The sequence below is a fragment of the Enterococcus sp. C50 genome, assembly GCF_040887505.1.
Lineage (GTDB): Bacteria > Bacillota > Bacilli > Lactobacillales > Enterococcaceae > Enterococcus_B > Enterococcus_B thailandicus.
In genome coordinates this window covers 20,871-34,497 of record NZ_JBFOFW010000011.1, presented here as the reverse complement: position 1 = coordinate 34,497, position 13,627 = coordinate 20,871, and the positions used below count along the sequence as shown (strand labels likewise).

The following is a 13,627-nucleotide window of genomic DNA, read 5'->3' as shown; positions in this document are numbered from 1 at the left end:
AATAATGATTAATGTTTGTTCTATTTATAGAGTAACATCAACCAATTATTCAGACAAATAGAACACCTCAGTCCATTATTTTTTCATTAACGAAGTTGTTCAAATGTTCCCCACACCTTGACTTCTTTTTCTTGAACCATTACTTTTCCCTTGGCGATCACTGTATCAATTGCCAGTGTGTCTGCATCAAGTAAACATAAATCAGCATCATTTCCGACTTTGATTTGTCCTTTTTTAGCTAGCTTCAGCACACGTGCCGGATTAGAAGTGATTGCTCTTAGTGCGATTTCCAACGGAATATTCTCTTTCTCGACTGCTTCTTTGATTCCAACCAATAATGCGCGGGCACTTCCAATACCCATTCCTAAGAAATGATTATTTTCATCAAAGTAAGGTAAGCTTCCTTGACCATCCGAAGTCATCGTAAAGTTATCTAGAGAAACACCTTCTTCAATCACTCGCTTTAAAGCTTGACTAAACCGAATTTCACCATCGGTTTTTTCCCAAAAATCAGGATCTTCACTTGCGGTAAAATCAATCGTTCCCCCTTGCTTAGCAAACGCTAAACAAGCTTCAAATAAATCTGCTGTTCGATTCGCATGCGTTGGCCAAAATTGTGTAATTGGAATTTCAGTTTCTTCCACAACACGTGTCAACAATTCCAGTTTTCTTGAACCACCACCTAAGTGGACGTTGGTGATTCCTGCTTTGCCAGACAACATACCGCCAACGCGTGCATCTGCAACTGCTCGAGAAAATTCTTCAAATGTTGGTTGGGAAGAACGGTGATCAGAAACCGCAATTTCTCCAATTCCAATTACTTTATCAACTACTAGAAAATCTTTGATCAATGAATCTGTTATCGTTTTGACTGGCAAACGATACGAACCTTCATAAACATACGTCGTGATTCCCTCTGTTTCCAGTCCGCGTGCTTTACTAATCAACGCAGTCATATCACGTCCTTGACCATCAGTTCCCAAACATCCAACGACTGTCGTCACGCCAGCACTAGTTAACTGACTAAGAGTTACTTCCGGCGTCCGATTTTGAAAACCACCTTCACCGCCACCACCTAAAATATGAAAGTGACCATCAATAAAACCTGGAGTCAAGATTTTCCCTTGACCATCAATTTCTTCTAGCTCAACTTCTGCAAAATCACCAGTCAATTGTTCTTCCATGGCAATGATTTCATTTCCTGAAAGTAAAACATCCATTACGCCTAAATAATCTGGTGCATAAACTTGTGCCTGTCGAATAATTTTCATGATTTTCCTCCATTTCTTTTAAAAAAAGGATGAACGAAGCTCAGCTAGCTGACCTGTCCATCCCTTCATTTTATTTTTTATTGTAACCCAATTGCAATCGCAATCATAATAAAAATTGTTCCCAAAATAAATAAGAAGCCTTGCATTTTGATTTGGAACTTCGCCCATTTGGCCCACTCGATTCGAGCAACACCTAGCACACCAATCAAACTAGCCGAAACTGGCGTGAAGGCATCCATAAATCCAGAACCAAGCTGGTAAGCTAAGACAGCAACTTGTCTTGAAACACCAACCAAATCAGCAAGTGGTGCCATGATTGGCATTGTTAACGCTGCTTGACCAGAGTTTGATGTGACCACTAAATTGAACAAGCTTTGGAACAGGTACATTGCCCATGCACCAATCACAGCAGGTACACCAGTTAAGACTGTTCCAATACTGTGCAGTATCGTATTCAATGCGGAAGGAACCGAAGCATCTGAACCACCCAATACGAGTAAAATTCCTTTTGCCATACCAACAACAATCGCTGTTCCAGCTAAATCAGCTGCACCTGATTGGAAAGAAGAAGCAACATCATTAATCTTCATATCATTCAGATTAAAGATTACTGCAATGATCCCTGCAGCTAATCCCATGACAAAGAATTGTGAAGCAATTTCTGGGATATAATATCCTTTTTGTGTTACTCCCCAAATGATCCAAACTAAAACGATCAACATTTCAGCTAAGATCAATTTATGACCAAGTGTGAAAGCTTTTTTCTCGTCTGTTGTTTTTTCAAGATGATCACGGAAGTAAGCATCTGATTTATAGGTCACAGAACTAGCTGGATTTTTACGAATTCGTTCCGCATAAATCATTAAGTAAACAGCTGATAACCCCGTTACGATCACCCACATAATCAAACGGAAAGTTGCCCCAGACAATACTGGAATCCCAGCAATCCCTTGCGCAACTGCAACACTAAATGGACTCATCCAAGATGTTGCATTCCCAATCTGCGAAGCAACGTAGGTGACCGTCACTGCGACAATCGAGTCATACCCCAGCGCAATGACGAACGGTACCATGACCATTGAAAACGGAATAACTTCTTCTGCCATTCCAAACGTCGCGCCCCCAAAAGAAAAAGCAAAGAATAATAGCGGTAAGGCTAAACGTTCAAGTCCTTTTGTTTTACTGATAATGGCATAAATTCCTGCATCGATTGCACCCGTTCGCATGATAATCCCAAAAGCACCACCAACAACCAAGATCAGTGCCGCAATTCCGACTGCAGAACCATATTTATCACCGGAAACTAACCCTTCAAACACAAAATTCAGGAAGCCAAATCCACCAAAATCGTCCGTTCCCCAAACTCTTGCTGTTTTGTGTAGTTTTTTCGACGTGTCATAAATATTATCTCCGTACTCGTCATAAAGTACTTCATCTGTTAAAGCAATCTCATCTAATTTTTCTTGTGTTAACTGTTTTTCGCCAGCAGCAAGTACATCTTCTAATCCGGCTTCTGGAACATCCAATTTCTCACGTTCCGCTGGATTATCTTGTAATTTTTCTAATTGATCGAAGACATACCCTTTATCAAGTGCATAAGCATAACGGAAAGAGTCTTGACGAAGTACTGTTCGTGTACTTGTTTCTCCGTTTGCGTCTTGGTATTCGATCTCCTGTGTGCTAAATCGACCAGCTGGTACCAAAAACGTTAAGATCCAAGCAAAGATTACTACACCAAAAATAATGACATACGTATGTGGTGTCGTTAACTTGGTGAGGTCTCGCTTGTTTTTTTCCGAAGAAGGATTTTTCTTCAAGTAGTTTCTTCCTTTCTGTTCACAATGATATTGTGATGAATAAAAAATGGATAATCAAAAAGATTATACAGGAAAACTTCTTCACTCACATGAATAATTTATTAGAAAATAATAAGTGAATAATACAACACAAACCATTGACTTCATTGTATTAAGCAACCAATTCATTAGAATTTTTTCGTCACCAAGCAAATTTAAACCAAAATTCCCACGGATTTATCATACTGTTTCATTAAAAACAAACGAATAATCTTAACATTTCTTTTTAATAACCAGAAAAAATAACATGCATTATCTGTAAAACCTTGATCTGTAAACTTTTTTATTACAAAAGGTAAACTTCGTTGCATAATTGATAACAAATGTATTATAATCATGGTGTAAAGAGTTTTGGGGAAGACTCTTTCATCAACGTGTATAAAGAGAGAAGAAAGAATTGTTGCCAATTCTTTCTTCTCTCTTTTCCTTTTTATTTTTGGTTAAAACAAGACCGTTTCAGTTGTTTCAATATACTTCGCACCTAATGGATACGCATAAAGCGTCACACCTTCCTTGACTGAAAGATTCAATTCACTTAAGCGACGCATCATTTCCTGAACCTCCTCCGCTGTCAATGAATGGGACGCAATTACGGGGTTGATTCTTTGATTTTTCCCTTCACTATCTGAAAAGATCAACTGTAGTTTTTTCATTTTCTCTTCTCCCTTAACTCTTTCGATAACTCGTTGCTTCCGTTTTCAACACAGAAGCGAATTTTACTTCTTTTGGCGTCAATAATTGAAAAATATCTCCTAAAGCCAACACCTTTTCATCTTCTGGATTAGGAATGATCGACCCAATCGTTTGACGATATTCTTCCTCTGTTTCCAAATTTGTAAAATAAATTGTTAATTTGGTACTTTCTAATTTTTTCTCCATCAGTTTCTCCCTTCTTGATTCGTAAGTAGTTTGAACAACGTCTGCACCGGTTCATTCATCATTCGTTTACTCACACCACTAGTAACGCGTTCAGAATGAACAATGTCAAAATTTTAGTTGATTTTTTCATCCTGCCACCGTTTTTTTAGTTTTTTTCGCCAATTGGCTAATGTTTGTCTACTTGCTGGCGCAGGATAGTGACTACTTCGAGCTTTTTCTAAGCGATACTCCAAAAATCGTTTTTCTTTTACTGATAGTTTGTGCCAAAGAAAACACATTGCCAGTCTTTGATCTGCGAATTCATACGAAGAATCAGATGATCCAGTAGAAAGTCCACTTATTAACTGTTGCTCTTTTTCCTCATTCGCTGCTACTAAAATTTCTTGCTGGCGCCATAATTTTCGTTGATGTGCTTTTATTTTCCAGACAATTTTTTGAAATAAATAACCTATCGGATAAGCCGCTTCAAAACTTTTTTGCGTTGCAAATTCCCGTACCACTTCAAAGAAAGCAATCCGCGCTAATTGAACATACTCCTCGTATTCCTGATTGTTTTGATAAATCCCACATTTCATTACCACCTTGTGATACAGCTTTTCGTATTTCTGACATAGATCTTCTAACTCTTTTTGCTCCATCTTTTTCTACCTTTTCCATTTTTCCGGCCGGTACCCACAGCTTAAGAAAAAATGAATTCACTGTAAAAAATAAAAAGAGCTTTTACTCGTCACAAATTGTCCTATCCCCATATGCTAAACTGTAGCTACACGAGGAATTATGACATTATTCTTGGAGGTAGTTTATGATTATATCCTGCAAAAATCGTTATACCATCAATGATTTAACAACTATTTATTGTGAATCGGCATTTGTTTCTTCTATTGAAAGAAAAGAATCTTTTTCCAAATCAGAACAACTTTATTTTTTATACCAAATTCCTTTAGATATCGAAATTTATGCACTGCTTCCAGACACAACCACAAACCTCAAGCGTTGCTGGATAGTTTTTCAGCATGAATGCATGTTGGTGGCAAGCTCTGCACAAGAAATCATTACTTATCTACTAGACAGCCATCACCAGCTAAAATTAAGCTGGTATCTCAAAACGATGCGCACACTTCTTTCCGTTAACCACTACAAATTACCAGCAGCGATTCGTACTCAAAGTTTGCTACCATTAGAATCTGCAAAAAAAGTAACCACCATTTGGTTTAACCCATTACAAATTCAGCTGATTGAAGAACAAGCTTTTCAAACAACGATTCAGTTAACGAATCAGCTCCGTTTTCTTTCTCCAATCAAGAAGCGAAACTTAACAAAAAGAATTCGCCTCGCGTTTTCTTGTCATTTGATGATCTACACAGACTTCACGCCAATCAATAGTCCAACATTTTTCCCATTCTTTCCAAAATCAAACTGGGTAGTCCGTTCCTTCCAACAGGTTTTGACACATCAGCAACATTATCGTCGTGGCACTTTTTTTCGCCAATATCAACAAATCATTTTTCAGGAAGGACAACAAGATTTTGAATAGTAATCATGTTAAATCGTTTACCCATTTTGTTATAAATTTATTTAAGAAATTGTAAATAACTCGCAACTTCTAGGTCAGCATGCTATACTACTGCTGAGAACTTGAAGGAGTGAGAGTTATGTTAGTACTATTACTAATTGCTATTTTATTGATTATTGTGAGTTCTTATATTTTAAGTTCCGAAGCATTTGTTGATGCCAAAACGATCGTTCGGGACCCACGAAAAATCATGTCTTTTGCAAAAGCATTTTGCTTGGCTGCTTTCGCTTTATTTTTTGGACTCATCTAATCTAACAGCAAACAAAAATAAGGATTGGACAAAAGGAAAGAACCTTTCAGCCGACCCTTATTTTTTTATCTTCCCCAGCTTATCGCTAAAAAAACTCAGAGCAACCAGTGAAAAGGTTGCTCTGAGTTTTTCGTTAATAATTCTTTTTTATTTATTCTATTTCAATTGTTCTTTTAATTCTTTTTGGATTCGAGCCAATTCTTCACTGCTTGCTCGTTGATAAGAAATGCCATTTTCTCCAGTTGTGCCATCGCCAGTAAATGAATCTCCAGCTAACTGTTCTGAATGAATTGTTGAAAAGGCATCACGATAATTTGTCGCTAACACTTTAATCGTATCCCAAGAAACATCTGTCGTTGCATTATTGCCCAAAGCTTCCAGCAAGTTTGTATAGTTTGTCAATGTATCGACTGATTTCACTTTGTTGATGATCCCAGAAATCACCTGACGTTGACGATCTTGACGGCCGTAATCGCCTTTTGGATCATCGTAACGCATCCGTGCATATTTCACAGCATCTGCGCCATTCAAGTTTTGTTTACCAATTGGAAAATCAGTTCCATCATAACTAAACGTCAATTTATTATTTACATCAACGCCACCAACTGCATCAACCAAGTCTTGCATTCCTTTCATGTTGATTTCCGCATAATGATCAATTGGAATATCTAACATGTTCTCAACTGTCGCAATAGACATTGCCATCCCACCAAACGCATATGCATGGTTGATTTTATCACTTGTCCCATGCCCAACGATTTCCGTGTAGGTATCACGAGGAATACTTACTAAAGTCGTGGTCTTCTTCTGTGGATTGACCGTTGCAACCATAATTGAATCCGAACGGCCTTGATCCGTTCGACCAAAGTCTCCCGTATCCACACCTAATAGTAAAATTGAGAATGGATCACCTGCGTCATAATCAATTTTTTTATCTCGTTTTGATTCAGTAATTCGATCAACTGTTTCATAAGTCTTATCCGCTGTTGACTTCACATCAAAATAAATTTTCCCTGCGTACACGGCAATCCCCGCAATGATAATCAACAAAATACTTAAAATCCATAAAAAAACTTTTCGTCCCGTGCCCATTCGTTTTTTCTCAGCTCTTCTCATCTTTTTTCCCACTTATCCTTTAATTTTTTCTCAACAGTTATTAAGATAACAAGTTGATCTCGCTTCACTTTCTTAGATAACGATACCAAAATGATTCTAACTTTTCAATGAGATTTCAAACAATTAAAGGTTTGCTTTAAAGTCTATAAGAAGGACTTAACTTTTTGTGGATTATTCTTTTATTCAATCAGCCATTCATCCACATCAATCATTTGGTCGACTGTTATCCACACTTTTTTGTGAAACACCAAAATAAATAACTGGATATATAATAAAAACATTATTATTTAAGCTATTTAACCACTAAAAATAACTAACTATTCATTACTTGTCACGGATTTACACCTTAGAAAATCGTTTTCTTTTCGTAAAACTGTTTCTCTCGCTGTGGAACACAGAATTTTTGCCCATTTTCCACACTAATTACTGTGGAAAACTCTTTGACTGACAATCCCTTAATCTGAATATGTCTCTTTTTGAAGTAAAAACTGAGCAATGAAATAGAGCATCTGCTGAAGTAAAAGCATGCTAGAAACGGAGGCTGTTCCACAAATTGCTGGATCTAACTCAGGTAAAGTCAGCACTGTATCATGCAATTTTGCATGATTATCTAAAACCAAATCTGCAATCTCAAATAACCGTAAGCCACTGCTGTGCTGTGATTTTATACTTCTGGATAAATCAAAACCCCTCACGATGATTAATGGATATTCATGTTCCTTGATCCACTGTGCAAGTTCAATAATAGCTGGGTTACGCCCTTCATTTGACAACAATAAAAAAATGTCTTGCGGCTGGGCATCTACCTGTTCAATAATCGCTTGTCCGGTTCCCTCTAACCTCTCATAAATACCATTAGCTGGATTTTTGATCAACTTTCCAGGAATAAGCTCTGGAAGCTGTTCCCAAAATTCAAAAGCAACGCCACCCAACGTTCGACTAGCAAAAATCTGTAACCGTCCCCCTACAGCTACCCGTTGAGCAATCCAAGTTCCTGCTTGAATCATTAATTGTTCTTCTACTCGTAGTTTTTCTTCCAACTGCTGATAATAATCAAAATAACGTAAACTCATTAGTCTCCCCCACGAATCAAAATCAATAGAAACAGCTGCCCACTAAAAGGAAAACAACAAATTAGTGATTGTCGCCTTATTTTTACTTGTCGTTATTTTTCCCCAACAAAAAAAGGTATTGAGCGTCTAGCCCAATACCTTGACATAGCAAATAAACAAGCGTGCAACCTTCACAAAAATCTACATAGGGGTAGAAATTTCACCTTAGATTAGGTACAATAAAAAAGGTCGATGCACTGCATTGACTATGGCAAAATGATTGGTCAGCGCGTACTGACAAGTCATTCCCTGCTTCTTAGCGCCAACTAAGAAGTAGGGAGCCTTTTTTTTATTCAGCTGTTTCTATCTGTCACCATTGTAAGGAAACTATTTGCTGAGTGCAAGAGGTGAATCTTAAAAAAACAAGAGTACGTTATCTTTTCATAATTATAATCTTGTTATTATATACTGTTTTTACTAGCTTACCAGCCGTTACAAAGCCTTTATCATAACACTTTTTCAAATAACAAGCAGTCAAAATTTAATTAAATAAATTTCATTCACATACACTCACCTACAAAATGACTAAAAAAGAGGCTGGAGTCAACATAGTACACCCAAAAGTTAGATCAAACATCTAACTTTTGGAATAGACTACTCATCCAACCTCTTTTTCTTCTTTCACTGAGCGATACGGAGCCGCATGCTTTCCTTTTTTGATCAAATGCATTCGATGCCCCAGATAAGGGATACAAACTACTACATATAAACTAATCAAAACGGCTGCAAAGATCAGCGCCACTTCGATGTTAACTGCTATTTGCAACATTAAGCTACCAAGTGCAATCGTTGCTAAATACCATACGAAAATCAATCCTTTTTCTTTGCGTCTGACCATCTGAAACATGATATAAAAACTGACACAAAAGAAAGGTAATAAAATCAGCCAATTGCTTCCTTCCAGTAACCACTTCAGTCCATCTAATAATGATTGAGCGATTGCTATTAGTTTCTCCATGAACTTCACACCTTCTATTTAAATTCCGTTCGACAAAAACTCTTCACTAGTTTACTACTAATTCAAAAAAATTGTTAACGTTTCTTCTTTAATATCGTTCTATTTTTGTACATTTAAGCAAAAATTAAAGCTTCTTTTAAGCACAGATTCGTGCACTTCCTTAGACAAAACGATTCTTTTTTTCTAGTACTAGCTGTTTTTGAATTCGAGAAAAATCAGTAATACCGTCCAACACTTCATAAAAACCTAAAATCTCATTAATTTCTTGTACACTCAATCCATCCACAGCTTTATGTCCAGCTTCAACTAATGCCTTTTGTTCTCGCCAAAAATCGTTAACTGTTTGCACTGAATGTTCTGCGAGCTCATATACATGCCACTGATCTGCCAGCGTCTGGATCAACAACTGTTTCTTTTTCACAATGGCAGTACTCTTTAATTTGTCATACCCATAGTCCTCTTTCCACAGCAAATAACTTTGTTTCGTTGGAAATAAGATTTCTTGTACCTCTTTATTGGTAAAACCCAAAAAATGAAGTAATAAAAAATAGCGAGGATTGATTACTGTTTCTTTTTTGGGAACACGATTCGTTATTTTCTGATTCTCTACTAAAAGTGTGGCTAACTGTTTTATTTTTTTAGGTGCTACTTTTTGAGAATGATACCACTCAGGATTTTCATTCAAGAGTTCAAGTAACTGCATTCGGGCAACTTTTTTCAAAGCTTTGTCTTGTTTATTCATCACAATCGGCTTGTACAACGTCAGCCACCCACACTTCCCTCCACTAATCTTAAGTAAAAATGATGTCTGCTATCTATTTTATAGCAAACCAGTCAGCTGTCAAATAGAAAAAGGTTGTGGCGCAAAACGTTTAGCTCCGACAAGATAGCGAGCAAACACTCAAAATAGTTTTCCATATTTTGAAATGAATGCAAGCTATATGGAGGAGTTGTTTTGGGAACACCGTGGATAAGGTTGCGGCTCCAAGCGGTCAGCTCCAAAAAAATAATGCGCAACTACCAAAAATAGCCATTCATATTTTTGGACAGTTGAGAGTTATTGCGAGTAGTTGCTTAGGGAACACTTCGCAACAAAATCATCCCCCACTCTGCTATCACTCAAAGTTCTAAAACAAATCATCCAAACACATAAAAATAGAGACCAAACAACCTGGCCTCTACTTTAAATCAATTACTCAATCAATTACTTTAATTCTTTTCCTAATTCAATCAGATATTCTTTTAGCGTTTCACCAATTTCTGGGTGCTGCAATCCATATTCGATACTCGTTTTCATGTAGCCAAACTTATCTCCGACATCATAGCGTGTACCTTTAAATTCATGTGCAAATACACGTTGACTTTTGTTCAGTTCATCAATCGCATCCGTCAACTGAATCTCGTTACCCGCACCAGGTTTTTGTGTTTCCAAGATAGTAAAGATTTCTGGATTTAACAGATAACGTCCAATAATAGCCAAATTACTTGGTGCGTCTGCTGGATCTGGTTTCTCCACAAAATCTTTCACACTGTAAACATCATCTGAAACAATTTCACCAGGATTGATAATGCCATATTTCGATGTATCTTCATGCGGAACACTCATAACAGCGATTGTTGAAGATGTTGTTTGTTCGTAATCATTCATCAATTGTTTTGTCAAAGGTACATCATCCACCATTAAATCGTCCCCCAGCATCACAATAAAAGGTTCATCTCCTACAAAAGCTTTCGCCTGTAATACAGCATGACCTAAACCTTTTGGATGAGATTGACGGATGAAGTGTAAATTAACGTCTGTCGTTTCTTCGACTAATTTCAATAATTCATTTTTTTCTTTTTCACGTAAGTTTGTTTCCAATTCAACATTTGAATCAAAGTGGTCTTCAATTGGTCGCTTTGCTTTTCCGGTAACAATTAAAATATCTTCGATCCCTGAAGCCAAAGCCTCCTCAACAATAAACTGAATCGTTGGCTTATCAACGATTGGCAACATTTCCTTTGCCATCGCTTTTGTGGCAGGTAAAAAACGTGTGCCTAATCCTGCTGCTGGAATCACAGCTTTTCTAACTTTTGTCATGATTTGTTCGTTCCTTTCTCACAATCATCCATTTAAAATAAAGTTCTCATTCAAATATTATAGCAGAGGTAAAATAGGAAACCTACTTTCTTTCGGTTTTATACTCAGTAAAAAAGAGAGCAAGATGATGTTTCCCTTTTGCTCGCTCTCTTTTAATTATTTACATAAATTCATTTTCTGTTTTACCATCGCGCAACATGATGTCTTTTGCAGCTTGCCTGATATCTTTATCTTCATATAACACACTATAGATGGTTTCAGTGATTGGCATTTCCACGTTTAATTGCTTAGCTAGTTCAACAGCGGCTTTCGTTGTTGAAACACCTTCAACAACCATCCCCATATTTTCTAGAACTTCAGATAATTTATGTCCTTGTCCTAATAAGTTTCCAGCACGCCAGTTACGGGAATGAACACTTGTACAAGTAACAATCAAATCGCCCACACCGCTCAATCCAATAAATGTCAGTGGGTTAGCACCCATAGCTACACCCAGACGACTAATCTCAGCTAAGCCGCGAGTCATGATAGCCGCTTTTGCGTCATCCCCAAATCCTAGACCGTGGATGGCGCCAGCACCAATCGCAATAATGTTTTTTAATGCAGCACCTGTTTCTACACCAATTACGTCATTATTTGTATAGATTCGGAAATAATCATTCATAAATAAATCTTGAACAAATTCTGCTGCTTTTTGATCAATACTTGCAGCCGTAATCGTCGTGATATCATGAACAGCAACTTCTTCTGCATGACTTGGACCAGAAAGAACAACGATTGCTTGGCGTTTTTCTTCTGGAAGCTCTTCTGCAATAACTTCTGAAATACGTTTGTGTGTCCCTTGTTCCAGACCTTTACTTGCATGAATGATGATTGGTTTCGTATTCATTTTTTCTAACAATTCTTGTGCAACTGAACGAATCGCTTTTGTTGGGACAACGAATAACACAGCATCGGCGCCATCAACAGCTTCCGCTAATTCTTTATATCCGACAATTGATTCAGGAATTTGCAAGTCTGGTAAAAAATGTTTGTTGGTATGATAGTTATTGATTTCATCAATTTGTTCAGGAACGTTTCCCCAAATTCGAACATCATGACCATTTTCTGCTAAGGTCTGCGCTAAGGCAGTCCCCCAAGAACCTGGACCTAAAACTGCGATTTTTTTCATTAAATTTCTTCCTTTCAATTGTGAATCTAAAAATTATTTAATCGTAAATATTAACATTTTACCTTATTGTTGCTCGTAGTTAACATAATAGTAAGAATCATTATCTGGTGCATTTTCACGAATCAATTGTTTACCTTTTAGATAGAATTTATAACTCTTAATTTCTGGATTAATATGAACTGTTTTTGAAATATAATACTTGTCTTCACTAGCTGTTAAATCTGGAATAGTTTTATTGTCTAGCTGTTCAAAAGATTCTTGATTTTCTTTTTTCAACTTAGATTTATAATAACTATCAGAAACGATAAAACTTTCTTGTTTCAAACCTAGATAGTTATCTTTCTGTTTGATTGTGGACAAGGTACTCCCTGTAACTAATTTGTTATTCTCATAGACACCAATAAAAATATGGGATTTATCAATCGGCGAAAAGCTTAATTTTTTTTCTGTATCTTCCCATTTCACATGATCAAATGATGTTAATTCTTCGCCACGATATTTACCTTTAGAAAGATAAAATTTCCCATTTACAGCTGAGAAATCAGAAACTGGAGATATTTTGGAGTAAATATTTTGGTAATACCATAAACTACCGCCGCCGACTAACAACATCAATAATAACACAATGCCAACAATGAGCCAGCCTTTAGATTTTTTTTCTTTGGTTCTTTTAGCCATAACTAAGCTCCCTTTTATAGTATTTTTCTATTTAGACATAAATTGTAAGACTTTTTCTTTTGCTTTAGCTAGATTGTCTGGAGGTAAATCATACTTGATTAGTTTTTGACTATTCCTTTTTAGTAAATCTTTTATTTCTACCGTCATCCCAGTAAAAGTCAAATTAGTATCGACAGCGGACTTTAACTGATTAAACTTTTTAACTAGTATAACTGGATTTTTTATTTTCTGAACTTTTTGTTTATATAAGCGTACAATATGTTCTTGCCTTACAAAAATAGAACTGCCTTCAGAAACATTTGGATCATACGTAAGAAAGACATCCAGCTCTTTAAATGTTACTTTTTGCTTGCCACATTTAAAGCGAACATTCTCTTGAACAAATTCAGAGGGATTTGATATAGTAACAAGTTCATTTTGAGCTAATTCTTCCATAACTATTTTTAAAAGTTCTTCCTTAGTTATCACCACATAAGTCTTAACTGGTAAATCAAACTCTGTAGAAAACCAGACTATAAAATCTGATCTATTGAGCAAGGAGAACTGCTCACCTAAATGTATCTTGGTTTCTGTTATCGTTTCTGGAAGTACATGAACGAGTAAATTTTTATCATGTTCAGATGAATAATAATAAAAAGTACTGTTTAGCTTATTATCAATGACAAACAAGGTCTCCATTTAGT

Annotated in this window: 15 protein-coding genes; 2 read left to right on the top strand and 13 right to left on the bottom strand. The window is 36.5% G+C overall.

From position 1 onward, the window contains the following. Window positions 1–86 precede the first annotated feature (86 nt). The 5 genes from iadA to AB3I20_RS11885 form a co-directional block, all read right to left on the bottom strand. Window positions 87–1,271, bottom strand: coding sequence for a beta-aspartyl-peptidase (gene iadA, locus AB3I20_RS11905; protein ID WP_270608273.1), 1,185 nt, complete (start codon window positions 1,269–1,271; stop codon window positions 87–89). Window positions 1,272–1,348: 77 nt separating this feature from the next. Beyond that, the gene (yfcC, locus tag AB3I20_RS11900; protein ID WP_071868881.1) at window positions 1,349–3,088 is read right to left on the bottom strand and encodes a putative basic amino acid antiporter YfcC; all 1,740 of its coding nucleotides are present in this window, start codon (window positions 3,086–3,088) and stop codon (window positions 1,349–1,351) included. A gap of 479 nt (window positions 3,089–3,567) precedes the next feature. Further along, window positions 3,568–3,780 carry a DUF2922 domain-containing protein gene (locus AB3I20_RS11895; RefSeq protein WP_067482503.1) on the bottom strand — a complete coding sequence of 71 codons (213 nt, stop codon included), beginning with the start codon at window positions 3,778–3,780 and terminating at the stop codon, window positions 3,568–3,570. Between the two features lie 13 nt (window positions 3,781–3,793). Beyond that, the gene (locus tag AB3I20_RS11890) at window positions 3,794–4,006 is read right to left on the bottom strand and encodes a hypothetical protein (RefSeq protein WP_067482505.1); all 213 of its coding nucleotides are present in this window, start codon (window positions 4,004–4,006) and stop codon (window positions 3,794–3,796) included. A 113-nt stretch (window positions 4,007–4,119) separates the two neighbouring features. After that, window positions 4,120–4,644 carry a hypothetical protein gene (locus AB3I20_RS11885; RefSeq protein WP_067482507.1) on the bottom strand — a complete coding sequence of 175 codons (525 nt, stop codon included), beginning with the start codon at window positions 4,642–4,644 and terminating at the stop codon, window positions 4,120–4,122. Window positions 4,645–4,808: 164 nt separating this feature from the next. On the opposite strand from AB3I20_RS11885, the gene AB3I20_RS11880 reads away from it, so the two are divergent. Continuing rightward, a complete protein-coding gene (locus AB3I20_RS11880; protein ID WP_285603217.1) occupies window positions 4,809–5,540 on the top strand; it encodes a hypothetical protein in 732 nt (243 codons plus the stop codon). 118 nt (window positions 5,541–5,658) lie between these two features. After that, window positions 5,659–5,829: a hypothetical protein gene (locus AB3I20_RS11875; RefSeq protein WP_157495844.1), complete on the top strand. Its 171-nt coding sequence runs from the start codon at window positions 5,659–5,661 to the stop codon at window positions 5,827–5,829. A 156-nt stretch (window positions 5,830–5,985) separates the two neighbouring features. Here AB3I20_RS11875 and AB3I20_RS11870 read toward each other — a convergent pair whose 3' ends face one another. The 8 genes from AB3I20_RS11870 to AB3I20_RS11835 all read right to left on the bottom strand — a co-directional run bounded on the left by AB3I20_RS11870 (window position 5,986) and on the right by AB3I20_RS11835 (window position 13,622). Continuing rightward, on the bottom strand, window positions 5,986–6,945 hold the full coding sequence (locus AB3I20_RS11870; RefSeq protein WP_285603218.1) for an LCP family protein: 960 nt from the start codon (window positions 6,943–6,945) through the stop codon (window positions 5,986–5,988). Between the two features lie 455 nt (window positions 6,946–7,400). Beyond that, window positions 7,401–8,018, bottom strand: coding sequence for an SIS domain-containing protein (locus AB3I20_RS11865; RefSeq protein ID WP_368027405.1), 618 nt, complete (start codon window positions 8,016–8,018; stop codon window positions 7,401–7,403). 637 nt (window positions 8,019–8,655) lie between these two features. Further along, window positions 8,656–9,015 carry a hypothetical protein gene (locus tag AB3I20_RS11860; protein WP_067482513.1) on the bottom strand — a complete coding sequence of 120 codons (360 nt, stop codon included), beginning with the start codon at window positions 9,013–9,015 and terminating at the stop codon, window positions 8,656–8,658. A gap of 160 nt (window positions 9,016–9,175) precedes the next feature. After that, window positions 9,176–9,775, bottom strand: coding sequence for a hypothetical protein (locus AB3I20_RS11855; RefSeq protein ID WP_067482515.1), 600 nt, complete (start codon window positions 9,773–9,775; stop codon window positions 9,176–9,178). Window positions 9,776–10,219: 444 nt separating this feature from the next. Then, window positions 10,220–11,095: a UTP--glucose-1-phosphate uridylyltransferase GalU gene (gene galU / locus AB3I20_RS11850; RefSeq protein ID WP_067482517.1), complete on the bottom strand. Its 876-nt coding sequence runs from the start codon at window positions 11,093–11,095 to the stop codon at window positions 10,220–10,222. Window positions 11,096–11,255: 160 nt separating this feature from the next. Next, entirely contained in the window at window positions 11,256–12,266 is a 1,011-nt protein-coding gene (locus AB3I20_RS11845) for an NAD(P)H-dependent glycerol-3-phosphate dehydrogenase (RefSeq protein WP_067482519.1), read from the bottom strand. Window positions 12,267–12,329: 63 nt separating this feature from the next. Continuing rightward, window positions 12,330–12,944, bottom strand: coding sequence for a hypothetical protein (locus AB3I20_RS11840; RefSeq protein ID WP_067482521.1), 615 nt, complete (start codon window positions 12,942–12,944; stop codon window positions 12,330–12,332). 27 nt (window positions 12,945–12,971) lie between these two features. Then, the gene (locus tag AB3I20_RS11835) at window positions 12,972–13,622 is read right to left on the bottom strand and encodes a hypothetical protein (RefSeq protein WP_067482523.1); all 651 of its coding nucleotides are present in this window, start codon (window positions 13,620–13,622) and stop codon (window positions 12,972–12,974) included. Window positions 13,623–13,627 lie beyond the last annotated feature (5 nt).